Genomic DNA, 25033 nt, shown 5'->3' with positions numbered 1-25033 from the left:
TTCCGCATGCACGCGATGGAGGAGAACACGTGACGCCGACGCACCGGAAGACCGTCGTGGTGGTGGGCGCGACCGGCCTGCAGGGCAGGGCGGTGACCCGTCACCTGCTCCGCGACGGCTGGCAGGTGCGCGCGCTGACGCGCGACCCGGACGGGCCGCGGGCCGCGGCGCTGGCGCGGGCCGGCGCGCAGGTGGTGCGGGCGCGGATGGAGGACGTCGAGTCCCTGACCGCCGCGGCCGAGGGCGCCTGGGGCCTGTTCAGCGTCCAGCCCACCGTCGGATCGCCCGGAACCGGGCCCGACTTCACCGCCGACGAAGAGGTGCGCTGGGGGGTGAACGTCGCCGAGGCCGCGCACGCCGCGGGCATCGGGCACTTCGTCTTCACCTCGGTCGCCGAAGCGGACCGGCACCTCGAGGAGAACCTTCCGGTGAATCTGGTCAGCAAGTGGCGCATCGAGCAGCACATGGCCTCCCTGGGCCTGCCCGCGACGATCCTGTGGCCGGTCTCCTTCATGGAGAACTTCACCGGTGGATACGCCCTGCGGAACGGAAACCTGTCCACCGGCCTCGCCCCGGAGGTCCCCCAGCAGATCATGGCCGTGGACGACGTCGGCGCCGTCGCCGCACTGGCGTTCTCCCGGCCCGGGGAGTGGATCGGACGGGCCGTCTCCCTGGCCGGGGACGAACTAACGCCGGTCCGGATCGCGGCAGCCATCGGCCGGGCGCTCGGCATACCGCTGTCCTACGTTCAGATCCCGATCGACGCGATCCGGGCCCTGAGCGAAGACTTCGCCCACGCCAACGAGTGGCTCAACGAACACGGCTACCGTGCGGACATCCCCGCCACCCGCAGGATCCACCCCGGCACGATGGACCTCCCCACCTGGCTGGAGCGAACCGGCGCCGCCCGGATCGCCGCGTTCCTCGACTCCGCTCGCACCGCCGTGCAGGACGCGTGAGCGCCCGTACCCACGGTCTCGGCCGCGTCGGGATCTGGGCGACGCACTTCGACGACCTCTCCGCGACCGAGGTCCGCAAGGCTGCCGCCGCGGTCGAGGGCCTCGGCTTCGGCGCCCTGTGGTTCCCCGAGACCACGGGGCGGGAGGCCATGGCGCAGGGCCGCGTTCCTCCTGGCGGCCACCCGGCGCATCACCGTGGCCTCCGGCATGACCGACATCTACGCCCGCGACCCGGTCACGGCGGCCGCCGCACAGCGCACCCTGGAGGAGGCGACCCCCGGACGGTCCCCCGACATGCTCGCCCTCGCGGCCGAACGCGCCCTGGGCGCAACGGTTCTGGGCATGCCCGTCGAGTACACCCGCGTAGCCAGGACCGTCCTCGGAGACGACGCCCTGTTGGCCGTCACACAGCTCTGCGTGCTCGGCCACGACCACGCGGACACGACCGAACCGGCCCGCACCACGGCCGCGGCCGCCCTGCCGAACCGCCGCGACCTGCTGCGTGGACTCGGATACGAGAACCCGGACGCGCTCGGCAGCCGGCTGGTCGACGCGCTGGTGGTCCACGGCGGAGCCGAGAGCATCGCTGACCGGGTCCAGGAGCACTTCGACGCCGGAGCCGAACACGTCAGCCTCCACCTGGTGACGACCGGGTCCGACTCCCCGTCCGAACGGCAGTGGGAGCAACTCGCCATGCACCTGATCGACTGACCCGGCGCGTCTGCGCATTGCCGGATTTTCCGTACCGGAGCGTGCGGAGGTCGTTACGCTCGGCGATGAGTTGGATCCGTACGCGTTCTCACAGGGGTGGCCGCCCATGGTCAACGTCCGTGCTCTCGATCCCAGCGCCTCGCCGCTGGACTACTACGCCTACGAACTGTGCCGCCTGAGGGAGGCCGCTGGGCTGAAACAGGCGCAGCTGGGCGACATCATCTATTGCTCGGGCTCGCTGATCGGCATGATCGAGAACACGAAACGGGTGCCGACCCGGGACTTCTCGGAACGGCTCGACGCTGCGCTGGGTACGGATGGGCACTTCTCCCGGCTGGTGGGGTTGGTCCTACGGAGCCAGCTGCCCCACTGGTTCCAGGCGTACGCGGAGATGGAGGCCCGGGCGACATATATCTCCACGTTCCAGTGCCAGTTGGTGTACGGGCTGCTCCAGACGGAGGCCTATGCGCGAGCGGTGCTGGGCGTCGAGAACCCCGACGCGCTCGATGCTGGCGTTGCTGCTCGCATGGACCGGCAGCGCATTCTGGCCCGCGAGGGGCCGCCTGTGCTGTGGGTAGTGCTGGACGAGGCCGCTCTCCTCCGGGAGATCGGAGGCCCCAAGGTCATGCGGGAGCAGCTCGCCCACCTGCTCAGCCTCCGAGACCGGCCGTGGTTGGAGATCCAGGTGCTGCCGTTCAAAGTCGGCCAGCACACGGCAATGATGGGGTCGTTCAATCTCCTGCGCTTCGACGGTGACCCGGACCTCCACTACAGCGAGAGCTACGACTCAGGGCACATGACCGCCAATCCCCAAGTGATCAAAGAGCGTTCGGTCGGTTACGCTCGCCTGCAAGCCGAGGCCCTCTCTCCCCGGGCATCGGCAGAGCTGATCGCTCGCGTGATGGAGGAACGCTATGGGAAGTAACCAGGACCTGGCGGGCGCGCAGTGGCGTAAGTCCACTTACAGCGGCGGAACCGGCGGCGACTGCGTCGAGTGCGCCCCGCTCGGCACCGCCGCCTGGCGCAAGGCTTCGTACAGCGGCTCCAGCGGCGGCGACTGCATCGAGATCGCCGCCCAGCCCTGCCGCGTGGCCGTCCGGGACTCCAAGCGTCCCGACGGCCCTGCCTTCACCGTCGCCCCTGAAGCGTTCGGCGTCTTCGTCCGGAGTCTCTGACTCAGATCTCGGGATGCGGCGCGGGTCCCTCCGGCTGGTCGGGGCCCGCGGCCGCTTGGCGGCTGATGATGGCTGCGATCGCCTCCGGGGCCACCGCCCGGGAGTACAGCCAGCCCTGGCCGGTGTCGCAGCCGACGCGCCGCAGGCGGGCCGCCTGGCCGGCGGTCTCCACGCATTCGGCCGTCACCGTCAGGCCCAGCCGGTGCGCGAGCTGCACCAGGGCCTCGACGATGGTCTCGTCGGCCGGGTTCGGGTGGGAGCCCTCCTCGTAGCGGAAGCCGCGGACGAAGGAGCCGTCCAGTTTGAGGACGGAGACCGGCAGGCGGCTGAGGTAGGCCAGGTTCGAGTAGCCGGTGCCGAAATCGTCGATGGCGATCCGCACCCCCATGTCGCTCAGCGCCTGGAGGGCCTGGAGCGGGCGGCCCGCCGAGCCCATGACGGCCGACTCCGTCAGTTCGAGCTGGAGGAGCTGGGGGGCCAGGCCGGTCTCCGCGAGGATCTCGGCGACGTCGCCGACCAGGTCGGAGTCCCAGACCTGGCGCACGGCCACGTTGACGGAGACGAAGACGGGGGAGTCGCTGGGCTGCTCGATCTGCCAGCGCCGGGCCTGCCGGCAGGCGGTCTGGAGGACCCAGCGGCCCAACTGGACGATGGAACCGTCCTCTTCGGCAATTCCGATGAACCGATTCGGCGTCAGCAGGCCGAACTGCGGGTGGTTCCAGCGCACCAGGGCCTCCACCCCGCGCACCGCACCGCTCTCCAGGTCCACCAGCGGCTGGTACTCCACGGTGAACTCGCCGCGCTCCACGGCCGGCCGCAGCGTCGAGGACAGGGCCTGGCGGGTCATCCGGTGCGCGTTGCGCTCCGGGTCGAAGAGGGTCCAGCGGGCCTTGCCGTCCGCCTTGGCCCAGTAGAGGGTCGTGTCCGCGGCCTGCATCAGGCAGGTCGCCGAGGTCCCGGCCGCCGCCCGCTCCACCACCCCGATCGACGCGGAGACCGACAGCCGCTGACCGGCCAGGTCGAAGGGCTCCTGTACGGCGGCCAGGACGCTCCGCGCCAGGTCCGCGAGCTGCTCGGTGCCGGTGGACTCCTCGACCAGCAGGGCGAACTCGTCGCCGCCGAGACGCGCCACCAGGTGCCCGCCGGTGCGCCCGTAGCCGGACTGGTCGGCGCACTGGGTGAGCCGCTGGGCGACAGCGGTCAGCAGCCGGTCGCCGACCCGGTGGCCGAGGGTGTCGTTGACGGCCTTGAAGCCGTCCAGGTCCAGGTAGCACAGCCCGATCCGGCCCGTGCCGCTCTGCCCGTACGAGGAGGCCTCCAGGGCGGCGGAGAGCCGCTCGAAGAACAGCGCGCGGTTGGGCAGCCGGGTCACCGGGTCGTGCATCTGGAGGTGGCGCAGCCGGGCCTGGAGGTCGCGCCGGTCGCTGATGTCGGCGACGGAGAGCAGTACGTCACCGGTGTCGGTGCCGGGTACGGGGCCGAGGGTGATCTCGGTCCACAGGGAGTGTCCGTCGGGGTGCTTGAGGCGGCGGGTGCAGCGGAGCCGGGCCTGCCGGCCGCGCAGCACCTCCTGGTAGGCGTGCCAGGTCCGGGCCTCGGAGGCCAGGTCCACCAGCTCGGCGGCGGACTGCCCGGCGAGGAGGTGCGGCTCGGAGCCGAGGAGTGCGGCGAGGGCCTCGTTGGCTCCGGCGATGTGGCCGGTGCGGTCGACGACGGCCATGGGGAGATGGGCCGCGTTGAAGGCGGCCCGGTAGTCGGCCCGGTAGCCGGCGGCCTGGCTACCGGCGGCCTGATGACCGGCGGCCTGGCTACAGGCGGCCTGGTGACCGGCCCGGTGGTCGGCTTCGTGGCCGGCTTGCTGGTCCGCTTGGTGGCCGGGCCCGTACTCGGCCCGGCGATCGGCACGGTCCGGGGTTGCCGTCGTCGCCGGCGCCGCCGGGTGACGCTGCGTCATGGCCGGTCGGATGCTGTCGGCCGCCGAACCGGTTCCATCTGGGGTTCCGCTCACCGTTGGCTCCCGCAGTGCGTGTGAGTGTCCGTGCAGGAAAGTGTGCCGATCATAGAGGCTGCCGGACGGCCCTATCCAGCGGCGACGCCGTGCGGGGCGCGGGAGTTCGGCGTGATGACGGATCGTCGGCCTGACGGCGACTGATCGTTTCCGCACGGCTGTGAACATCCGGCGCCCACCACTGATCCGACCTGATCGGTCGTGACTTTCCGTAGGCGAATGTGCGAAACCCGGCGTCACCGGCTTGCCCTAGTGCTCACTCGTGTGGGGCAGCGGAACAGGGCATTAGTAAGACAATCGCCCCAAGGTGGATGAAGAGGTACTAATCCACCACCGGAGGTCGATGTGCCGCGACAGCAGACACCCGGGGGAGTGGACCGCTCCCGCATGCGAACCACGGCGGCGGCGCTCACTTCCCTGACGGCGCTCGCCGCCATGTCGCTCGTCGCGGGACCCGCGGTCGCCGCCCCCGGAGCCGGACCCTGCGCGCTGACCCGTACCACGGCCCACCACTCCCTGGGCCTGGACAGCTGGAACGGCGCCTATCCCAAGCCCGAGCGCACCCTCAACGCGGTCATGGTCTTCCTCTCCTTCCCCGACCACCGCCCCACCCTGACCACCGAGGAGCTCACCGCCGACTACTTCCCGGCGACCAGCGAGTTCTTCGAGCGGGCCTCCTACGGCCGCTTCCGCCTGGTCCCGCACCCGCAGAAGCGGTGGATCCAGATGCCCAAGCCGTCCGCCGCCTACGGGATACAGCGCGACTGGGCCCCGGCGGACCGGGCCGCCTACCTGCGCGACGCGGTGGCCGGGGCCGACCCGGCGCTGGACTTCGGCCGGTACGACGTCGTCTACTTCGTCGCCGACCCTGACGCGCCCGGCGTCGACTCCGATGCCACCAAGGTCGTCAACTTCGAGCAGCCGATCCGGGCCGACGGCGCCGACCTGCGCCGCATCGTCACGGTCTTCGAGAAGCACCCGCCGGACCGCAACGTGCTCGCCCACGAGACCGGACACGTCTTCGACCTGCCGGACCTCTACCACCGGCCCTCGGACGGCAAGGGGGACTGGGACACCTACGTCGGGGACTGGGACGTCATGGGCAGCCAGTTCGGCATGGCCCCGGACCTCTTCGCCTGGCAGAAGTGGAAGCTCGGCTGGCTGGACGCCTCCCAGGTCGACTGCGTGGGATCCGGCTCCTCCCTGCACACCCTCCAGCCGCTGTCCGAGGCCCCGCGCCCGGGCGGTACGGGGGGCACCCGGCTCGCGGTGATCCGTACGGGCGCCGGCAGCGCGATCGCCGTCGAGGCGCGGGGCTCCGCGGGCAACGACGGGGACACCTGCACCGAAGGGGTCCTCGTCTACCGGGTCCGCAACGAGGCGGCGTCGGGCGGCGGGCCGATCGAGGTCGTGGACGCACACCCCGACACCGAGGCCTGCTGGGACCGGTCGGTGTACCCGCCGCTGGCCGACGCCCCGCTGGAGGTGGGGGAGGCCTTCACCGTCCCGGGTGAGGGAATCACCGTAGAGGTGGCGGACCGCACGCAGTCGGGCGCGTACACCGTGAAGATCACGCGGTAGCCGAGAGGTGCGAGGCGTACGAAAAAGACCCCCACTCGCGTGGGGGTCTTTCTCCGTCTGTGCGCCGCCAGGGACTCGAACCCCGGACCCGCTGATTAAGAGTCAGCTGCTCTAACCAACTGAGCTAGCGGCGCTTGGTGACGAGGAAGACATTAGCACCCCGACCGGCGATCGGAAAAATCGATATCCGCAGCTCGGGTGGCACGGACGAAGGCCCACAGCAGCGCCTCCGGTCCGGGCAGCCAGGGCAGCCGGGTGTCGGGCGCCACGAGCCAGCGCGAGGGCCCCCCGCCGGCGGCCAGCGGGGGCACGGTGACGGCGTCGCCGCGGCCGTGGCAGAGCGGGGCCGGCACGGGGGTGGCCCACTCCTCCCAGGCCAGCAGGGCGGGGAGTCGATGGGCGGTGCCGGGGGCGGCGAAGAGCAGGGTCCGCCCGCGGTGCACGGCGGCCGGCCCGGAGCCGGGGCCTTCGGCCCAGAGCAGGTCGAGCATCCGGCGTCCGAGGACGAGGGGAACGTTGACGACGTCGAAGGCGGTCCCGCAGGGCAGCACGGCGGGCGCGGTGGGCCGGGCCTGCCAGGCGGCCAGCGTGCCTCCGGGCTGGGCGGAGGCCGAGGCCAGCCAGGCGGCGCCGGCCGGGGTGACGTGGGTCGCGGAGGCGGTCGTCGTCCGCAGGTCGAATGCGGGACAGCCGGTCAGGGTCGTCATGCGTTCAGGTCTACCTGGGGTAGCGGACCGGTCTCCGGGAGTTACGGGAAACCGGGACAGGCCGGGTGGGACTGGGGTATGTTGCGCCCCGCATATGCCAGTGGTCGCGGCCCGGGCGTGTCCTCAGGCGCCCTCGGGGGTGGTGCCGCGCAGCAGGGACTCGCCGAACTCGATCATCTTGCGGGCGTAGTCCTCGGTCCATTCCGCCTGCTCCGCGATCGCCGCCGCCGACAGCCGGTCGAAGCGCCGGGGATCCGCGAGCTGCGCCGCCGCCACCGCCTGGAACTCCACCGCCCGCTCCTGGGCGGCACGGAAGGCCAGCGTCAGCTCCGTCGCCCGGACCAGCAGTTCCCGCGGGTCGTCGATCGATTCGAGGTCGAAGAAGTGCTCCGGGTCCGTGACGGTCTCCGACGGCTCGAAGAGCAACTGCGCGGGCCGCAGCCTCCGCTCGGTCCGCTCGGGCTCTGCCATGCGTGTCCTCCTGCTGGACGTGGGGGGAGCTTCCGGGCCGGAAAGCCCCCGGGGTGGAAAGCCTCCGGGTCGCAAAGCCCCCGGGTCGAAAAGCTTCCGGGCCACCGTCCATTGTCCAGCTTCACGCAAGGGCGCCCGAGGGTCCCGGTCCATGGGTTAGAACGTGCGTATGACCGATGGTGTGCACGAGGAGCTGGACAAGCTCTGCGACGAGGGCATCGAGCAGGTGATCGGCTGGCGCCGTCACCTCCACCGGAATCCGGAGCTGCCCAACCGTGAGGCCGCCACCGCGCGGCTCGTGGCGCGGGAGCTCGGCGCGTTCGGACTGGACGAGGTGCGGACCGGCATCGCCGGGCACGGCGTGGTCGGGGTGCTGCGCGGCGGCCTGCCCGGGGACCGGGTGGCGGCGCTGCGGGCCGACATGGACGCGCTGCCCGTCCCCGACCGCTGCGGCGCGGACTTCGCCGCCACCGGCCAGGCCTCGCACGCCTGCGGCCACGACTGCCACACCGCGATGCTCCTCGGAGCGGCGCGCGCACTGGCCGACGTACGGGTACGGGAGCGGCTGCCCGGGACCGTGCTGTTCGTGTTCCAGCCCGCCGAGGAGGGTCCGCCCGTAGGCGAGGAGGGCGGGGCGCGCCTGATGGTGGCCGAGGGGGCCTTCGCGGACCCCGTCCCCACGATGGCCTTCGGCATGCACGTCACCCCGCACCCCAAGGGCTGGGTGGGCTACAAGTCCGGCCCGATGTACGGGGCCTCCTGCCTGGTCCGCGTCACCGTCACCGGCCGGCAGTCCCACGCCTCGTCCCCCTGGCACGGCATCGACCCGATGCCCGCCGTCGGGGCGCTGCTGACCGGGATCGGCCAGCTCTACCGGCAGGTGTCGGCGTTCTCCCCGGTCACGGTCTCCATCGGCCACATCGAGGACGTCGGCCGGTACAACGTCATCGGTGAAACCGTCACCCTGTGGGGCACGATCCGCTGCGCCGAGGAGCGGGACATGCCCGTGGTGAAGCGCCGGCTGACGGTGCTGGCCGAGCACACGGCCGAGGCCTACGGGGCCTCCGCGACCGTCGAACTGCTCCAGGACGTGCCCGCCGTACGCAACGACGCGGCCTGGGTCGAGGCCGCACTGCCCACCCTGCGCCGGGTCGCGGGCGCGGACCGGGTGGTGGAGGTCGGCGGCACGCTCGGCTACGACGACGTCTCCGAGCTCATCACCCGCTTCGGCGGGCTGTACGTGATGCTCGGCGTCCAGGACACCGCCCTGGACCCGGCGAGCGGCGAACCCGTGGCCGTCCCCGGCGGCCGGGGCCTGGTCGGCAACCACCACCCCGGCTTCTACGCCGACGACGCCACCCTGATCACAGGCGTACGGCTGCACGCGCACGCGGCGTACGACCACCTGACCGGGGCGCTCCTCACGCGCTGACCGGAGTCCTCGCCAGGGCGGCGAGCTCGTCCAGTACGGCCGCGAGCTCGCCCGCCAGGCCCTGCGGGGCCCGGAATCCGTCCGCGGTGACCAGCCCGGTGATGCCCGGGACGGCCGCCGAGGCCTCGGTGGGCACCATGCCGACGGCCTCCAGCACCGGCCGCAGCATCCGGCCGGCCGGGGCGCCGCCGGAGCCGCCCGCGCTGTAGGAGAGCAGGCCGGCCGGCTTGCCCTGCCATTCGCGGTAGAGGAAGTCGATGGCGTTCTTGAAGGGGGCGGTGAAGCCGCCGTTGTACATCGGCAGGACGAAGAGGAAGGCGTCGGCCGAGTCGACCAGGGCGCTCCACGCGCGGGTGTGGGGATGGGTGTAGATCCCGGTGGAGGCGTATTCGGGCTCGTCCAGGAAGGGCAGGGCGATCTCGGCGAGGTCGACGGGGGTGACCTCGAAGCGTCCCTGCGCCTGGCCGGCGGCCCAGCGGGCGAGGGGGCGGGCGGCGGAGGTGGGGCGGACGGAGGCGGAGATCACGTGCAGGCGGATCGGGTGCGGGTTCACGGGGGCTCCTCGGGGCCGGGGCGGTTTTGTTGACGTGTCACCCATGAGAACGCGAGAGTGGGTGACGTGTCAACTAGGTAGGTGACGTGTCACGTACCGGTCTAGACTTCGACCATGACCGCGAACGAGGCCGCGAACGAGGCCGGGAACGAGAGCGGGCCGCGCTGGCTCAGCGAGCCCGAACAGCAGGCCTGGTACGCCTGGCGTCGGATGTTCCCGCTGGTCAACGCCGATATCGCGCGCGACCTGACCCAGGACAGCGGGCTCTCCGAAGCCGACTACGACGTCCTGTCCGTCCTCGGCTCCACCGACGGCCACCGCATGCGCATCAGCGCCCTCGCCGTCCTCATGCAGTGGTCCCGCAGCCGGCTCTCCCACCAGCTCACCCGAATGGAGCAGCGGGGCATCGTCCGCCGCGAAGAGGTGGCCGACGACGGGCGCGGCGCCGAAGTGGTGCTCACCGAGCAGGGCGTCACCGCGATCATGACGGCCGCCCCGCTCCACGTGGAATCGGTGCGCCGCCACCTGATCGACATCCTGACCCCGGAGCAGCTGCGCACCTTCGCCGAGGTGGGCGAACTGCTCCGCACCCGCCTCGGCGTCGAGCGCAAGACCCGCTGAGCCGCCGGGCTACGGCCGCCAGACCACCCGGTGCTCCGCCAGGTGGGCCAGCACCGAGTGGTTGGCCTCCCACCCGTCCGGGAACTTCATGGTGACGCCCAGCTGCACCGGTTCCGAAGACGGGTGGGCGTCCAGGAGCTCCGCTATCCCCGCCCGGGCCACCACCACGCAGGCGTGCCGGTGCCGTGAGGCCAGGACGCAGAGGCGGCCCGTCTCCAGGTGGAAGGCGGTCGCGTCCGGGCGGCCCGACAGGGGGTGCAGGACCACGGTGAGGTCGTACTCGCGGCCCTGGAGCCGGTTGGCCGTGTCCACGGTGACCCCCGTGACCCCGAGCGCGGACAGCGCCGCCCGGACCGCCGCCGCCTGGTCCCGGTGGGCGGTACCCACCGCGATGCGGTCCGCCGTCAGCGGGGACGGGCCGCCCGCCTGCTCGTCCACCGTCACAGCGCCCCGGTCCAGCGCCCGGCGCACCACCAGGGCCACCGACCGGACCGCCTCCGGGTCGGTGCGCGGGGTGTGCCGGGCGGGCAGCTCCAGCAGCCCCCACCCCGACTCGGCGGCCTCGTCCAGCACCCGGTCGGGGCCCGAGCCGTCGCCCGCGACCCCGTAGGACATCCGCCGCTCGCCCGGGCCCGTACCGCTGCGGAACCGCGTGTACGGGTAGAAGGCGCGGGAGACCAGGGGCGCGGCCGAAGCCGGCAGCCGCCAGGACACCGGCAGCCGGTGCTGCGGCAGGTCCGGGTTGTGCGCGAGGAGGGTGGACACCGCCGAGGCGGAGGGATCGTAGGACAAGCCCGCCCACTGCTCGGCCCCGACCACGCTGAAGGGATCGAGCTGCCCCGGGTCGCCCACGAACAGCGCCCGGTCGAACAGCCCGGCCACGGCCAGCAGCGCGTCCGAGCGCATCTGGTACGCCTCGTCCACGATGGCGTGCTCCCAGGGCTCCACGTCCTTGACCCACGCCCACTTGGCCGCCGTCGAGATGGTCACCGGCAGCCCCGCGAGGTCCGCCGGCTTCGCCGAGAGGACCACCGAGTCCAAGTCGCGCAGCGCCGGATCGTAGGAGTCGCCCTCGCTGCTGTGCAGCCGGCCCACCTTCAGCTCCGGGTCCTTCGCGTGCAGCCGCAGCACCAGGTCGTCGACCTGCGCGTTGGTCTGCGCGACCACCATCAGCCGGCGCCCCGCCGCCGCCAGGTCCCGGGCCGCCCGCACCACCAGCGTGGACTTCCCGGCCCCGGGCGGGGAGTCGACGACCACGCCCCGGGCCCCGCCGTGCAGGGTGTCGCGCAGGATGGCGTCGGTGGCCCGGCCGGCGGCCGCGCCCGGATCGAAAGCGGTGCTCGCGGTGCTCACAGGAGGTCCTCGGCGGTCACGGGGTCGGGCAGCGGCAGCATCGGGGCGTCACGCGTCAGGTGCTCGGGCGGCCCGCCGTGGGTCCACGGCGTCTGCTCGGCGTCCGGCAGCTTGGGGCCGCCGCGCGCATCGTGCTCGAACAGCGTCCAGCACACCCGGTCGCCCTTCTCCGGCACCGAGCCCGGCTCCGGATCCCTGCCGCGGCCCATCTTGTCGAGGACGCGCAGCACCAGCCGGCCGTCCTCCTCCCGGCGTACGAACTGCGCGCTCTGCGGGCGCCCCTCCAGGGAGCGGTACACCTTCGGGCCCCCGCCACCGCCGTCCTCGGTGAGCTGTGGCCGGTCCTCCGTGGCCACCCACACCAGCGGGCGCGGGCTCGGCCGCTTCGACTCCGTCCACTCCATGACCACCTCGGTGACCTCACCGGCGAAGGCCTCGCCCGCGAGCCGCCGGCCCGCCATCACCAGCAGGTCGTCCAGCGCCTCCTGGGCGTCGAGCCGTACCTGCTCGGTCTCCCGCGTCGCGAGCTTGCGCGCGGCCGTCACCGCGTCGTCGCGGCGCGGCTGCGGGCCCTCGCCCGCCCGGACCCGGTCCCGGTGGCCGGTGTACGACCAGCGGTCACCGGTCCAACGGTCCTCGGTGCGCTCGCCCGCGGGCAGTTCGCGCATCAGGTCCAGCGCGTGCCACACGGCCCCCCAGGTGCTCTGCATCTGGTCCACGACCAGCCGCCGCAGCGCCCGCTCGGCGAACCGCGGACCGTCCCCGTCCCCGGGCTCCGCCGCGCGCGCCGCGTCGAACTTCGCGATCGCCGGGGCCAGCAGCTTGTTGTCGAAGGCCGGATCGGTGGCCGGACCGGCGGGCGGGAGCAGCAACTGGCCGTCCTCGCCACGGCCGAGCTCGGCGCGCAGCGCCAGCTCGGCGCCACAGGCCCCCTCGGGCGGGTCGATCCACGCCAGCAGCGCCTGCAGGTGCTGGTCCTCCAGGTTGCTCTGGCCGGTCGCCCAGTGCCGGGACAGCAGGTCCGTCGCGGACAGCAGCATCGAGGACCCCGGTACCCGCGAGCGCTCGGCGAAGTGGGTGAACCAGCGGCCCAGCAGCGGCACCTGTGCGGGCACCGGATACGGGTTCTCGGGGTCCTCCTCGGCGGTCCGCCGGAACCGCATGGACCGCCCCAGCAGCCGGACGTACTCGATGCCCGCGCGGCTCGGCACGATCAACTGCGGTGCGTCCAGGCAGAGCTCGGCCTCCACCTTGACCCGCTTGCCCGTCTCCGGGTCGGTCTCGGTGCGCTCCACCGGCTCGACGGCGTCCGCGTAGCCGTCGATGTACGGCATCAGGTTCCGGGCGAGCTCGGCCAGGAACTCCCACCGCAGGTCCCGGTCGCGCGGCTGCGGAACGACCAGGATCCGGGGGTCCTGCGGGTCGGTGCCGAACATCGCGCCCAGTGGGGCCCCGGCCTCACCCGCAGTCGTCAGCGGTACGAAGACCAGCGGCTGCTCACCGAGATGCCGGTGCCGTACGGTCGCCAGCGGCTGGGCTCGCCCGGCGCGGACGGCCTCCAGTCGGGCCAGGGTGTTCAGCAGGGACATTCGACGGCCTTCGGGCGGATGCGGGCAGGGGCTTGCTCCAGCGCCTCGGCGCGCAACCGGGCGGCGTACCGCAGTGCGACCGCGGTGGGGTCCTCGAAGGCGACGTCGGAGGCCGGGCCGGTGCCGGTGCCTCCGGTGCCGCCTGGGGCTCCGCGACCCGCGGCGGCCGCGAGGGCGGCCTCGACCGTGGTCAGCCCGCCCAGCTCACCCCGTACGGAGCGGCCGAGCGCGGTCACCTCGTCGGCCCCGCGCGCCCGGTCCCGGCAGTGGAAGGCCAGCTCGCAGGCGGCCAGGCACTCGGGGGCGTAGGCGGCGGACACGGCCGACACGGCCTCGGTCAGCTCCTCGCAGGAGCGCGCCGGATCGAAGCTGAGGCCTTCGGGCAGGGCCCCGGCCAGCTCCTCGACCCGGGTGAGCCGCTCCAGCTGGCGCCGGGTCACCGAGCGCTCGCGGCGGATGTCGACGGGGGCCGCGGTGGGCAGGTTGGAGAAGTCCTTGGGGCAGACGAGCAGCACGGTGTGCCCGACCTCGGCGCCGGCCACCTTCGCGGCGGTCGTCTCCAGGGCCAGGACGTAGACGGCGGCCTGGCGGGCGGCGGCGCCCACCTTCGCGGCGTCGGCGGCCCCGTCGATCATCGGGAACGACTTGATCTCCACCACGGTCCAGCGCCCGTCGGGGTGCACGACGACGGCGTCCGGCTCCAGATAGGCGGGGGAGCCGGCCACCTCCAGCGCGAGCATGGGGTGGTCGAGCAGGGTCCAGGCCCCGGCGGCGGTCGCCTCGCGCAGTGCGAGCGCGGTGCGGGCGGCGCGGCCCTGGGGGCCGGCGGCGGTGAGGTCGGGGGTCAGGGCGTCCGGTCCGGGCGGGCCGGCCGCGCCGCCGGATCCCGCGCCGAGGTGCTCGTACACCAGCCGCAGCAGCTCGGCTCCGCCGTCGCCCTTGACCTTGGCCTCGAAGGAGTTGCCGCGCACTATGGCGAACTGCGACTGGCCGAAGGCGGCGGGGGAGCCGAGGGCCGCCGCGAGGACGGTCTTGTCCACGCCGGCGCCGTCGAGCAGGGCGCGTCTGCCGCAGCCGGGGTTGGCGGCGAGGGCCGCCAGCGCGCGGGCGTCGAGCGGGCGCGGCGCGACGTCGGGGCCGCGTAGATCAGCGAGCCGCTGCCGGAGAGTCTTCGGGGGCGTCGTCGGCTGAGTGGCCTGCCATGCCGCCGGCTGCGCCGTCGGCGCGGGGGACCGCGGCGGGGTCTGCGGCGGCTGACCGCTGGACGGGTAGGAGCTCACCCGCGGAAGTCTCCCATCCGCCACTGACAATCGTGGACTTACCGCGGAAACCGGCTGTTCGGGTGGTGTGCGGGGCGGGCTCGGCGGACCCGCCGGACGCGGGGAGTCCGGCCCCGGCGATCCCGGCGATCCTGGTGATTCCGGCGATTCCGGCGATTCCGGTGATCCCGGCGGGCAGGGCGCGGGCCGCGAGGTAGCCGGCCCCCATCACGGCGGCCCCGGCGGCGGCGTCGAGGAAGTAGTGGTTGGCCGTGCCCATGACCACCAGGGTGGTGACGGCGGGGTACGCGGCCCCCAGCGCCCGGACCAGCGGCCGGCGCGCGCAGCACCACAGCACGACCCCGCACCACAGGGCCCACCCCACGTGCAGGCTGGGCATGGCCGCGAACTGGTTGGTGAAGGAGCCGAGCCCGCGCGGCGCGCTGGCCTCCCCGCCCCACCAGCCGTAGGAGCTGTACCGGGCCATCGTGTCGGTGAACCCGTACGAGGCGTCGAGCAGCCGGGGCGGGCAGGTGGGCACCAGAGCGAAGCCGACGAGTCCGAGGAGGGTGGAGAGCATCAGCCAGGTGCGGGCGAATCGATACTGCTGGGGGCGGCGCCGGTAGAGCCAGACCAGCACCGCGGGGGTGACGAGGTAGTGCAGGGAGGCGTAGAGGAAGTCGGCGGATATGCCGAGGACCGCCTGGCCGGTGAAGAGCCGGTTGAGCGGCCGCTCCAGGTCGATGGCCAGGAGCTCCTCCAGGCGCAGGATCGCGAGCCCGTGGTCCACCGCCAGCCCGACGTCGCCCCGGGCGAGGAGTCTGCCACCGGAGTACGCCGCGTAGACGAGTCCCAGGAGCAGCAGTTCTGCCCACCATCGCGGAGGCTGCCGCCTATTAGTCATACGGCGTATGACGTGTGTGAAGACGCAAGGGTTGCTTGGAGTTCATCGGAGGTTTCCGAGAAAACCTGCCCTTCAGGGCGGGGAGGAATCGGACTTCTGCGGTCCGGGGCAAGGCTGGGATTCGGTGCCAGGGCGGATCGCAGTGCACTGACCCGCAGGTTTGGTGCTTCAAGTCGCGGAAGAAGTCCCGCAAGTCCGCCGAATACACCTCCAGCGCGTTCCGCTACCGGGATGGTGCGCTGACCTTGGCGAAGATGGCGGACCCGCTGGCGATCGTGTCGTCGCGACCGCTGCCCGAGGGTGCGACGCCCACCACGGTGACCGTGTCGCAGGACGCGGCCGGGCGCTGGTTCGTCTCCCTGCTGTGCGACGACATCCCCGCGCCCATGCCCGCGACCGCCAAGGCTGTCGGGATCGACGCCGGTATCACCAGCCTGGTGACGCTCTCCACCGGGGAGAAGGTCACCAATCCGAAGTTCGAACGCGAGGACCGCGCCCGTCTGGCCAGGGCTCAGCGGATCCTGTCCCGTAAGGCCAAGGGCGACGGCGCCAACCGGGCCAAGGCCCGGCGCGAGGTCGCCAAGATCCATGCCCGGATCGCCGACCGCAGGTGTGACCACCTGCACAAGCTGACCACTCGGCTCGTTCGTGAAAACCAAACGATCGCGGCACCATCGCGGGCAAGATGCCGCTGCACGTCCGTGAGTGGACGTGCGGCTGCGGTGTGACCCACGACCGTGACGTGAACGCGGCGAAGAACATTCTGGCGGCCGGGCTGGCCGTGTCTGCCTGTGGAGCCGGTGTAAGACCTCAACGGAGTTCTCCGGGCGGGCAGTCGGCGACGAAGCAGAAAACCCCACGGCGCGAGCCGTAGGAACCCCCTCCCTCGAGGGAGGGGAGGATGTCAACTGATGGATGATGGAGCGGCGACGTAACCCCGCAAAGCAGTGCGAATGGTCGGGTCCGTCGGTGTTGGCCCCACTCGCCCCCTCGACCGGGAGAACTCATATGGCCCCCCGCATCCTCCTGGCCCGCCACGGCCAGACGGCGTGGTCCCAGCTCGGCAAGCACACCGGACGCACGGACGTGCCCCTGCTGGAGGAGGGGAAGCGGGGTGCGAAGCTGCTCGGCGAGCGCCTCGCCCGCGACCCGTGGGCGAGCCTGCGCGGGCTGGAAGTGCGCACCAGCCCCCTGGTGCGGGCCAGCGAGAGCTGCGACCTGGCCGGCTTCGGCATGCAGGCGGAGCCGTGGGACGCGCTGATGGAGTGGGACTACGGCGACTACGAGGGCATGACCCCGGCCGAGATCCAGGCGATCCGGCCCGGCTGGCTGATCTGGCGCGACGGGGTCCCGGGCGGCGAGTCCGTCGCGGACGTCTCGGCCCGCGCGGACGAGGTCGTCACCTGGGCCCGCTCGGCCGAACGCGACGTCCTCGTCTTCGCGCACGGACACATCCTGCGCACCCTGGCCGCCCGCTGGCTCGGCTTCGACGCCTCCTTCGGCGCCCGCATCCGGCTGGAGCCGACCTCGCTGTCGGTCCTGGGCTGGGCGTACGGGGCCCCCGCGCTGGAGCGCTGGAACGACACGGGGCACCTGGACGGCTGACTCGACGGCGGGGCAACGACACAGCGCCCGACGCGTGGTTCGCGTTGGGCGCTGTCGGCTGTGGGTCAGCTCACGGGAGCATCAGGCTCACGGGTCGATGACGACCGTGCACGTGTACGTACCGGGCTGCAGGTCCGAGAACACCTCGGTGTTGTCGTCGTACGCGGCCGGCGTGCCGTCGGGGGTGTCCGCCGTCTGTCCGGTGCAGCTGATCTTGGCCGCGGTGGCGTCCGGGTCGGTCACCTGGGAGTCGAAGTCGACCGTGATGCGCGACAGGGGCGTGTTCGTGAAGGTGATCCGCTCGCCTGCGAAGCCGTTGATCGGGCCGTTGGGGGCCGGGCACGATGCCGCGTTGTTCACCGTGAGCGTGTCGTCGGCGTCGTCGCTCACGGACGTGTAGTTGGCGGGGGTGTTCTCGGTCACCAGGTAGTCACCGAACAGCAGGCCGTCGAAGCAGGCCTGGCCGTGGGAGTCGGTCGTCTTCGTCACGCCGTTGACCGTGAACTCGATACCCACGTGGGGCTCGGAGACCTTCGACTCGCCCATGGGCGGGTGGCGCAGCTTGTTCTTGGTGACCAGGATCGCGCCCGTCTGGCGGGGGTTGACGAGCGGGACGTCGACCCTCTCGTTGGCTACGACCTCGATGGCCGTCTCGGGCGCCGCCGTGTGGCCCGCCGGGACACCGGTCTCGACGACCCAGTAGAAGCCCTTCGGAACGTTGGGGATGGTGCAGGTGCCGTCGGCGGCGGTGGTGCACGTGAAGGTGGTGATCGGGTCTTCCGAGGCGGGACCGCGGGTGCCGCCGACCGGAGTGCCGTCGGTGTAGAGCGTGAACGTCGCCCCGGCCAGCGCCCTGTCGGCGTCGTCGGTCTTGATGATCTTGACGCTGCCGCAGTTGGTGATGTTGATGTTCGCCGGCGCGATGAAGTCCTTCATCGTCGACGTGAACGAGTCCGAGGCGCGGCTCTTGACGAAGGCCGAGCCGAGCGAGGTGCAGCCGCTCGTGCCGAAGATCGCCCGCAGGTCGATCGAGGCCTCGCCGAAGGTGCGGGCGTTGAGCGCGCCCAGGCCGTCGGAGTCGCCGACGAGGATGGGGCTTGTGTTGATCGAACCCGTGGCCAGGCCCGCGTCGGTCAGGTTGGTGGGCGTGCCCCAGGAGCCGGAGGTCGCGTTGCCCACCCACCTCCGCAGGCGCAGGACGGGACGGGTTCCGCCCCGGGTCAGGTCGTAGCTGATCAGCAGGTCGCCGGCCGAGCGCAGCGGCGTGACGCCGTTGGTGCCGGGCGTCTGGCTCTTGTTGAATTCGAAGTCGTAGTTCGTGGTGCCCGTGTCGTTGTCCTGGCCACGTGTCCAGTACATGTGGAGGAATCCGCCGTTGGCGCCGGTCTCCTGGAACACGCCGAAGTTCTTCAGGTCGCTCTTGTCCGGGACGCCGCCGAAGCCGACGGTCGTATTGACGTCGTCTTCCTTGCTGCCCCCGCTGAACGAGCTGTCCGTGGCGTTGCCGGACGGGGTGTCGGCCCTTCTCACCTGCGCGACGTTCGCCCAGTCGAGCTCCCCGGCGTTACCGGGGAAGTCGACGCGCAGGTTGGCGTCAGTGTCGATCTCGAAATTGCTGCCCGTCAGGCTGGGCGGCGGGGCCTGGGCCGACGCGAAGGCCGGAATCAGGCCGACGGAGATCACTGCGGCTGCCGCCGCCACTCGAATGCCTACGGACGTTCTGCTGCTTCGACGCTTTCCCGTTTGCCTGAGACCGCGTTTGAGATCTGGCGTTGCGGCGGCGGGACTGGCTCGTTGAGTGGTGCATGAGCGCTGTCGGGGAGGGCTACCCGTCGGATCTGACGGATGAACAGTGGGCACTGATCGATGAGTTGCTGCCGCCGCCGCGGACCGGGCCGAAGGGTGGACGGCGGGAGAAACACCCCAGACGCCGGGTCGTGGACGCGATCTTCTACGTGGTGCGGACGGGCTGCTCCTGGAGGCAGTTGCCGAAGGACTTTCCCCCGTGGGAGACGGTGTACTGGTACTTCAGCAGGTGGCATGACGGGGGCACGGTGGAGAAGATCCACGACACGCTGCGTGCAAAGGTTCGCGAGGCGGACGGTCGGGACGCGGAACCGTCGGCCGCTCTGATCGACTCGCAGTCCGTGCGGGCCGCCGACACCGTGCCGAAGGAGACCAGCGGTTACGACGCGGGCAAGAAGACCAAGGGCCGCAAGCGGTTCATCGTCACCGACACCCTCGGCCTGCTGCTGGCCGTGCACGTCGTTGCAGCGAGTGTCCAGGACCGGGACGGCGCCAAGCGGCCATTGCTGTGGACCCGCCTGGACCACCCGACGGTACGGCTGATCTGGGCAGACCAGGGATTCGCCGGCCGCCTCGTGGTCTGGGCCCAGGAGATCCTCGGCCGCACCGTGGAGATCGTCCGTAAACAGCCCGGACAGCGCGGCTTCCAGGTCCAGCCCAAGCGGTGGGCGGTAGAGCGTACGTTCAGCTGGATCACCATGCGCCGGCGCCTGGCCTGCGACTACGAACGCAGCCCGGCCCACTCCGAAACCATGATCCGCTGGGCCATGACCGACGTCATACTGCGACGGCTCACACGCGGCAGGCCCGTCGTCCGGACCGGACGACGACCACTGCAACGCATCCGCTGACAGATCTCAAACGCGGTCTGAGTGGTTGCACGGATTCCATCACTGAGGGTCCTCCCGTGGGTGCCAGCCGCTGCTGAATGCGCGAACCGGCCGAACGACAATGTCGGACGGCGGTTGCTGCGCATCAGAAATAACACACAGAAGAGGGCTTTTCGGGCATTTATCGCGCGTGGCGGTTCGATGGCATGAAGCATTCTCCGGCAGATTATTAGCGCGTTATTCGGATGATCTGCGGGGGCTTTTCATGTTTGCATTTATCGCTCGATTACGCCTCACTGAGCGTGTGGCGCGTCAGGAACGCGCCCACGCGCGGGGAGCGCTGGTGCGGGACCAGGGTGCGGGCGGTCGCCGCCAGCATGGACTGGATCCGGGTGGACTGGACCTCCTCCAGCAGCTCCAGCACCCGGCCGCCCGCCCATGCGGCCTCATCGGGGGCGCCCGCGTGGGCCAGGTTGTCGGCGAGCTCGGCGGTGTAGAGGGCGACGTTGCGGGCGAAGTGCGGATCCTGGAGGTCGGCCGCCCGGCGGGCGTGCCGGGCCGCCCGGGCGTGCTCGCCGAGCGCGGCCCAGCAGCGGGACTCCAGGGACTCCAGCTCGGCCTCGCCGAAGAAGGACATCCACTCCGGGTCCGCCCCCGCCTCACCGCGCGAGAACTCCGTGTGCGCCCGGGTCAGCGCCTCCTCGCAGGCCTTGCGGTCGGACAGGCCCGCCCAGCCGCCGGCCTCCCGCAGGGCGAGCAGCGACAGGAGCCGCGGGGAACCGAGCGAACGGGCGGCCCGGCGGCCCGCCTGGGCCGCCCGTACCGACTCGCGGGGGCGCCCGCAGTCCCGGGCGAGGAACGCCATGTTGCTGAAGGCGTGCGCCTCCAGGCCGGAGTCCCCGGAGACCCGGGCCGTGGCGAGGGCCTCCGCGTAGTGCGAGCGGGCGTCGTCGAACCGGCCCGAGTCGTGCGCGAGCCAGCCGACCGAGATGGCGAGCTCGCCCGCGCCCGCGTGCAGCCGGTCCTCGGTGGACTGCCGGGTCGCCCCCGCGTCGAGCAACGCGTAGGCGGTGCGCAGGGGTTCGGCGGCCCGCCGGTACAGGGCGTCGGCTCCGTGCCGGTCGTCCAACAGCCGGATCTGGCGTACGGCGTCCTCGACGGCGGCCGCCTCGGACTCGCCGGCGCGGGAGGGGAGCCGACGGGTGTCGCCGAGCAGGGTGAGGCTGAGGGTCGCGGCCGCCACGGTCGCGGAGCCCCCCGCCATGAACGCGCGACGCAGCACGTCGCTCTCCTTGGAACGCGAAGGGGCAGGGGAGCCGGTGGGGTGGGGTCGCTTGGCGAAGGCGGAGAAGGACGCGGCCTGTTCGCGCTGCGCGAGCCGGCCCCGTACCGTCTCGCGCGGCGAGAACCCCAGGTCGGCCAAGGTGCGGCCGGGGAACATGTGGAGGAAGACCCGCTCGTAGGCGTAGTTGGGGCAGCGGATCTCGCCGGACTCGACCCGGCCGATGTAACGGGCGTCGCAGGAAACCGTTTCTCCGATTTCCTTCGCCGCCCTGCGCACCAACGCGGCGAACTCGGCCGGGGAGTGCTGACCGCGCAGCCGCCGGAAGGGGGTGTTGGGTGAGTGGGGGGACGCCGCCATGGACGTGGCCTCTCTGGGCAAGTGATTGCGCTGCCGGTGACTGTGTGGTGCCTGTGACGCGCTGCCCGGCGGGCATGAACGTACCGCCAGCGGTGGAGGGTTGACTCGGTGTTTGGCTACAAAACGGATATCTCACCCGCGATCCGCCATGAACTGCCATCCTTTGCAGCGTCTTGCCACCGCACCTGTTGACGTTCCCGTGCGTTGAACTTATGCGGAGTGGGAGGAAGCCCGCCGGCTTCGGGACCGCTCACGCGATGCTCGTACGCGGATCGAGGAGGGGTTCCCTTGGTGGAGGGCGGCATGGAGAGCACGGATACGAACACCGCGCCCGAGCCCGGAGCGCCCCTGATGACGGGTGGAGCGTCCCTGGCCCTGGGCGCCCCCGACCTGGTCACCGTGCCCACCCGGCAGGGGCTGGAGGCCGTCGACATCATCCAGCGGGCCGCCGGCCAGGCCAGTCACGCGTGCGGCGTCGGCCCGGTCCTGCACGACGGCTCCGGCAGCACCCTCGGCTTCCTCGTCCCGCCCGGTACCGCCGACGCCTGGGACCTCCCGGGCAGCGCCTGTACGCACACCAACGGGCGCGGCATGCGCTTCGGCGACACCTCGCCCACCGCGGGCGACACCGGCTGGCTGCTGCCGCCGGAGGCCGTCGGGCCGGTCACCGACCCGGAGGTGCTGCGGGCGGCGCTCGGCGAGGCGGCCCGGCTGATCGAGGCCGCCGACAACTGCCGGTAATGCCTGCCGGACCCCGCCCCCGGCCCTGACCAGCCATAATGAGGGCGTGGCGAGTAAGGGCAAGGGCAAGGGAAATGACAAGCGGCGCGGGCGCGAGACCTCCGAGGCGCCGGCCGGGCCGGTGGACGGCGGTCACGCCGCGCTGGAGCCCGACCGGGAGCGGCCCGGCGCCTGGACCCTGCTGATCGACGGAGCCCCGCAGTCCCACGTGGACCTGGACGACCCAGGGCACCTGGACTTCTCCTACCAGCGCCGGATCGGTCACCTGATCGACCTCTTCGCCCCGGCCCGCCAGCCCCTGAACGTGCTCCACCTCGGCGGCGGCGCCTTCACCCTCGCCCGCTACACGGCCGCCGCCCGCCCCCGGTCGACGCAGCAGATCGTCGAGATCGACGCCGGGCTCGTGGCCTTCGTACGCGAACACCTGCCGCTGGACCCGCAGGCCCGGGTCCGGGTCCGCGCGGTCGACGCCCGGGCCGGGCTGGCGAAGATCCCGGACGGCTGGGCCGACCTGGTGATCGCCGACGTGTTCAGCGGGGCCCGCACCCCGGCGCACCTGACGAGCGCCGAGTTCCTGGACGACGTACGCCGGGCCCTGGCGCCGGGCGGCTGGTACGTGGCGAACCTCGCGGACGGTCCGCCGCTCTCCCATCTGCGGGGCCAGATCGCCACGGCCGCGTCCCGATTCGCGGAACTGGCGCTGGCCGCCGACCCCGTGGTGTGGCGGGGGAAACGCTTCGGCAACGCCGTGCTGGTGGCCGCCGACCGGGAGCTCCCGGTGGCGGAGTTCACCCGACGGGTGGCGAGCGATCCGCACCCCGGCCGGGTCGAACACGGCCGGGCCCTCGTCGACTTCGCGGGCGGCGCCGTCCCGGTCTCGGACGCCTCGGCGGTGGCCTCGCCGGAGCCCCCGCCGTCCGTCTTCCGCTGACCCGCGGCTACTCCTGTGAAGCCGCGGCCAGCTCCCGCAGGCGCCGCTTGTCCGGCTTGCCGCGGTCCGTCAGCGGGAGCGCCGGCAGCCAGAACACCGCCGCCGGGCGCTGCCCCGGCGCCAGCTCCGCCGCGACCAGCGCGCACGCCCCGTCCGCCGCCTCCTGTGTCGGGGCGTGCCCGGGGGCCGCGACGAGGAAGGCGCAGACCGCTTCCCCGGTGACCGGGTCGGTCCGCCCCACGACGGCCGCCCGGGCCACGGCGGGGTGCCGGGTCAGGGCCGTCTCGATCGGGCCGCAGTAGATGTTGGCCCCGTGCACCATGACCACGTCCTTGACCCGGTCGTCGAGGTACAGGTACCCGTCGGCGTCGACATGCCCGACGTCGCCCGTGCGCAGCCAGCCGTCGTGCAGGACCTCGGCCGTCAGGGCGGGCCGGCCCAGGTAGCCGGCCATCACCATCGGGGAGCGCACCCACACCTCCCCGGTCGCCCCGGGCGCGGAGCCCCGTACCTCGACCTCCACGCCGGGCGCCGGACGGCCCACGGATCCGAGCAGGTGGGGGCGGTCGGCGGCCGCCGCGTCGTGGTCGGCCGGGGAGAGCCGGCTGAGCACCCCGGCCTCGTTCATCCCGTAGCCCTGCGTCCAGCGCACCTGCGGACCCCACCGGGTCAGCGCCCGCCGCAGCCGCTCCGGGTGGACGGGGGAGTCGCCGTAGGAGATCCGTACCAGGCCGGGTACGCCGTCGGCGGTCTCCGGGTCGTCGAGCAGCCGGTACAGCATCGAGGGCGTCAGGTACGTGGACGCGGGCCCGAGTCGCAGGCAGGCCTCGGCGAACTCCCGGGTGCCGAAGGGGTGCAGGATCTCGGAGCGGCCGCCGGCCCGCAGCTGCTCCAGGCACCGGCCGCCCGAGCGCTGGGAGAGGGAGTCGGTCGATACGAACGTGAGCGGCGCCGGGTCCGGGGAGTCGGTGCGACTGGCCGTACGGGCCGCCATGGCGGCGAAGGTGGAGGCCACCCCCTTCGGGCGGCCCGTCGTCCCGCCCGTGTAGGTCACCCGGGCCACGTCCCCGTCGCGCGCCGCCACCGCGACGGGCAGGGCCTCCCGGGCGGAGGCCAGCTCCAGCAGTGCGGCCAGCCCGATGCGGGCCGCGGGGCCCGGCGGCACCGGGGTGTCGTGGACGACCAGGGCGGGCTCGCAGTCCCGTAGGAGGTGGTCGAGTCCGTGGGTCGTGGGGCCGACGCACACCTGGGTCAGCCGGGCCCCCAGCACGTGCGCGGCCAGCCGTACGAGCAGGGTCTCGGGCGGATTGCCCGCCGATACGCAGGCCAGCCCGGAGCCGCGCCGGATCCCCAGGTCGGCCAGGGCGCCCGCCAGCCGGTACGTATGGGCCAGCACCTCGGAGTGGGTCAGGACCCAGGGGCCGGATCCGAAGGCGGGCCGGTCGCCGTACCGCTCGCAGGCGTCGATCAGGTCGGTGACGTACCGCGCGCCGGTGCTCATGGCGCCACGGTATCCGGCGGGCCGGGCCGGGAGGACGGGCCCTACGGGGCGGCCGGCTACGGGTCGACGATCTCCACCAGCGGCGGGTGGTCGTGCCAGGTGCAGAACACCGACACCTCGCGGCCGTCACGGGTGAAGGTGACGCGGATCCAGGACGGCTGCTTCCAGACCTGCATCCGCCAGCCTGCCAGCGGGGTCGCCGAGACCAGCTCGGCGGAGGTGGCGCCGAGACTGAAGACGACCCGGCCGCCCGAGACGCTGTACGCCTTCACGTTCGCGCTCGGGGGACCCTGCCGCTGCGAACGGGGGGTGGGCGGCCCGGAGGGCTTGGCGGAGGCGGAGGGGGATGCCGACGCGGTGGACGCGGACGGGGAGGAGGACGGCGACGGCGAGGGCGTCGGCTCCGGCGGCTGCGCCCGGTGGGTCGAGGAGGAGAGGGGCTGCGTGGCCAGCGGCACCGCGAGCGGTGGATCGTAGGCGGTACCGGACATGACCGAGTGCACGCCCCACCACGACAGCGTCACCGCCGCCCCGGTCGCCAGGGTCCAGGCCCCCGCATGGCCGACTGCTCTACCGACAAGTCCTCGTCGCATCGGGGGACATACTGCACCACCCGTCCCAGAGCAGGCCCGGCACCCCTCGGCGTCCCCCGAA

The 25033-nt window shown here is 72.5% G+C and carries 21 protein-coding genes, 1 tRNA gene and 2 pseudogenes; 12 read left to right on the top strand and 12 right to left on the bottom strand.

Annotated features, from left to right (window positions below; genetic code table 11):
- The first annotated feature begins 29 nt into the window (after positions 1-29).
- The 4 genes from AC3IYI_RS14695 to AC3IYI_RS14680 all read left to right on the top strand — a co-directional run bounded on the left by AC3IYI_RS14695 (position 30) and on the right by AC3IYI_RS14680 (position 2845).
- Positions 30-959 (top strand): NmrA/HSCARG family protein, encoded by a 930-nt coding sequence (locus AC3IYI_RS14695; protein WP_489410605.1) that lies wholly within the window; start codon positions 30-32, stop codon positions 957-959.
- Positions 960-1166: 207 nt separating this feature from the next.
- A complete protein-coding gene (locus AC3IYI_RS14690) occupies positions 1167-1670 on the top strand; it encodes a hypothetical protein (RefSeq protein WP_489410604.1) in 504 nt (167 codons plus the stop codon).
- A gap of 106 nt (positions 1671-1776) precedes the next feature.
- Complete coding sequence (locus AC3IYI_RS14685) at positions 1777-2595, top strand: helix-turn-helix domain-containing protein (protein ID WP_489410603.1); 819 nt, start codon at positions 1777-1779, stop codon at positions 2593-2595.
- Complete coding sequence (locus AC3IYI_RS14680) at positions 2585-2845, top strand: DUF397 domain-containing protein (RefSeq protein WP_489410602.1); 261 nt, start codon at positions 2585-2587, stop codon at positions 2843-2845. The genes AC3IYI_RS14685 and AC3IYI_RS14680 overlap by 11 nt, the downstream gene beginning before the upstream one ends.
- A gap of 1 nt (position 2846) precedes the next feature.
- On the opposite strand, the gene AC3IYI_RS14675 is transcribed toward AC3IYI_RS14680, so the two are convergent.
- Positions 2847-4799 (bottom strand): putative bifunctional diguanylate cyclase/phosphodiesterase, encoded by a 1953-nt coding sequence (locus AC3IYI_RS14675; RefSeq protein ID WP_489410601.1) that lies wholly within the window; start codon positions 4797-4799, stop codon positions 2847-2849.
- Between the two features lie 441 nt (positions 4800-5240).
- On the opposite strand from AC3IYI_RS14675, the gene AC3IYI_RS14670 reads away from it, so the two are divergent.
- Positions 5241-6434, top strand: coding sequence for a M6 family metalloprotease domain-containing protein (locus AC3IYI_RS14670; RefSeq protein WP_489410600.1), 1194 nt, complete (start codon positions 5241-5243; stop codon positions 6432-6434).
- Positions 6435-6494: 60 nt separating this feature from the next.
- Here the strand turns inward: AC3IYI_RS14670 and AC3IYI_RS14665 are convergent.
- From AC3IYI_RS14665 to AC3IYI_RS14655, 3 genes and pseudogenes are all read right to left on the bottom strand, one after another.
- Positions 6495-6568, bottom strand: a tRNA-Lys gene (locus AC3IYI_RS14665).
- Positions 6559-7141 (bottom strand): annotated as a pseudogene (locus AC3IYI_RS14660) (bifunctional DNA primase/polymerase). The gene AC3IYI_RS14665 and the pseudogene AC3IYI_RS14660 overlap by 10 nt, the downstream one beginning before the upstream one ends.
- A 123-nt stretch (positions 7142-7264) precedes the next feature.
- Positions 7265-7612 carry a hypothetical protein gene (locus AC3IYI_RS14655; protein ID WP_489410599.1) on the bottom strand — a complete coding sequence of 116 codons (348 nt, stop codon included), beginning with the start codon at positions 7610-7612 and terminating at the stop codon, positions 7265-7267.
- A 169-nt stretch (positions 7613-7781) separates the two neighbouring features.
- Between AC3IYI_RS14655 and AC3IYI_RS14650 the strand changes: the two genes are divergently transcribed.
- Positions 7782-9044, top strand: a complete 1263-nt coding sequence (locus tag AC3IYI_RS14650) for a M20 metallopeptidase family protein (protein ID WP_489410598.1) — start codon at positions 7782-7784, stop codon at positions 9042-9044.
- Here AC3IYI_RS14650 and AC3IYI_RS14645 read toward each other — a convergent pair.
- Entirely contained in the window at positions 9034-9597 is a 564-nt protein-coding gene (locus AC3IYI_RS14645) for an NADPH-dependent FMN reductase (RefSeq protein WP_489410597.1), read from the bottom strand. The two genes, AC3IYI_RS14650 and AC3IYI_RS14645, sit on opposite strands and share 11 nt — an antisense overlap.
- A 114-nt stretch (positions 9598-9711) precedes the next feature.
- On the opposite strand from AC3IYI_RS14645, the gene AC3IYI_RS14640 reads away from it, so the two are divergent.
- Positions 9712-10218 carry a MarR family winged helix-turn-helix transcriptional regulator gene (locus AC3IYI_RS14640; protein ID WP_489410596.1) on the top strand — a complete coding sequence of 169 codons (507 nt, stop codon included), beginning with the start codon at positions 9712-9714 and terminating at the stop codon, positions 10216-10218.
- A 9-nt stretch (positions 10219-10227) separates the two neighbouring features.
- On the opposite strand, the gene AC3IYI_RS14635 is transcribed toward AC3IYI_RS14640, so the two are convergent.
- From AC3IYI_RS14635 to AC3IYI_RS14625, 3 genes are all read right to left on the bottom strand, one after another.
- Positions 10228-11571 (bottom strand): AAA domain-containing protein, encoded by a 1344-nt coding sequence (locus tag AC3IYI_RS14635; protein ID WP_489410595.1) that lies wholly within the window; start codon positions 11569-11571, stop codon positions 10228-10230.
- Positions 11568-13160, bottom strand: a complete 1593-nt coding sequence (locus AC3IYI_RS14630; protein ID WP_489410594.1) for a hypothetical protein — start codon at positions 13158-13160, stop codon at positions 11568-11570. Before AC3IYI_RS14630 ends, AC3IYI_RS14635 begins: the two co-directional genes overlap by 4 nt.
- Before the next feature lie 1146 nt (positions 13161-14306).
- Positions 14307-15323, bottom strand: a complete 1017-nt coding sequence (locus AC3IYI_RS14625; RefSeq protein ID WP_489410593.1) for a phosphatase PAP2 family protein — start codon at positions 15321-15323, stop codon at positions 14307-14309.
- A 167-nt stretch (positions 15324-15490) separates the two neighbouring features.
- Between AC3IYI_RS14625 and AC3IYI_RS14620 the strand changes: the two are divergent.
- Together AC3IYI_RS14620 and AC3IYI_RS14615 are read left to right on the top strand one after the other, a co-directional pair.
- Positions 15491-16197, top strand: a pseudogene (locus AC3IYI_RS14620) (RNA-guided endonuclease InsQ/TnpB family protein); the annotation flags it as partial.
- Between the two features lie 134 nt (positions 16198-16331).
- On the top strand, positions 16332-16928 hold the full coding sequence (locus AC3IYI_RS14615; protein ID WP_489410592.1) for a histidine phosphatase family protein: 597 nt from the start codon (positions 16332-16334) through the stop codon (positions 16926-16928).
- Between the two features lie 87 nt (positions 16929-17015).
- On the opposite strand, the gene AC3IYI_RS14610 is transcribed toward AC3IYI_RS14615, so the two are convergent.
- Positions 17016-18629, bottom strand: a complete 1614-nt coding sequence (locus AC3IYI_RS14610; RefSeq protein ID WP_489410591.1) for an MSCRAMM family protein — start codon at positions 18627-18629, stop codon at positions 17016-17018.
- 104 nt (positions 18630-18733) lie between these two features.
- Between AC3IYI_RS14610 and AC3IYI_RS14605 the strand changes: the two genes are divergently transcribed.
- Positions 18734-19585, top strand: a complete 852-nt coding sequence (locus AC3IYI_RS14605) for an IS5 family transposase (RefSeq protein ID WP_489409039.1) — start codon at positions 18734-18736, stop codon at positions 19583-19585.
- 265 nt (positions 19586-19850) lie between these two features.
- Here the strand turns inward: AC3IYI_RS14605 and AC3IYI_RS14600 are convergent, their stop codons facing one another.
- Positions 19851-21206 carry an NsdA family TPR-like regulatory protein gene (locus AC3IYI_RS14600; RefSeq protein WP_489410590.1) on the bottom strand — a complete coding sequence of 452 codons (1356 nt, stop codon included), beginning with the start codon at positions 21204-21206 and terminating at the stop codon, positions 19851-19853.
- A 303-nt stretch (positions 21207-21509) separates the two neighbouring features.
- Between AC3IYI_RS14600 and AC3IYI_RS14595 the strand changes: the two genes are divergently transcribed.
- Together AC3IYI_RS14595 and AC3IYI_RS14590 are read left to right on the top strand one after the other, a co-directional pair.
- A complete protein-coding gene (locus AC3IYI_RS14595; RefSeq protein WP_489410589.1) occupies positions 21510-21947 on the top strand; it encodes a hypothetical protein in 438 nt (145 codons plus the stop codon).
- Positions 21948-21993: 46 nt separating this feature from the next.
- Entirely contained in the window at positions 21994-22878 is an 885-nt protein-coding gene (locus tag AC3IYI_RS14590; RefSeq protein ID WP_489410588.1) for a spermidine synthase, read from the top strand.
- A 7-nt stretch (positions 22879-22885) separates the two neighbouring features.
- Here AC3IYI_RS14590 and AC3IYI_RS14585 read toward each other — a convergent pair whose 3' ends face one another.
- Both AC3IYI_RS14585 and AC3IYI_RS14580 read right to left on the bottom strand, forming a co-directional pair.
- Positions 22886-24379: a class I adenylate-forming enzyme family protein gene (locus AC3IYI_RS14585; RefSeq protein ID WP_489410587.1), complete on the bottom strand. Its 1494-nt coding sequence runs from the start codon at positions 24377-24379 to the stop codon at positions 22886-22888.
- Between the two features lie 56 nt (positions 24380-24435).
- A complete protein-coding gene (locus AC3IYI_RS14580) occupies positions 24436-24972 on the bottom strand; it encodes a hypothetical protein (protein WP_489410586.1) in 537 nt (178 codons plus the stop codon).
- Positions 24973-25033 lie beyond the last annotated feature (61 nt).

The sequence above is a fragment of the Streptomyces sp. GL_148 genome (assembly GCF_057834205.1).
The sequence above is the reverse complement of the archived record's forward strand: the minus strand, read 5'-3'. Positions and strand labels throughout refer to the sequence as shown.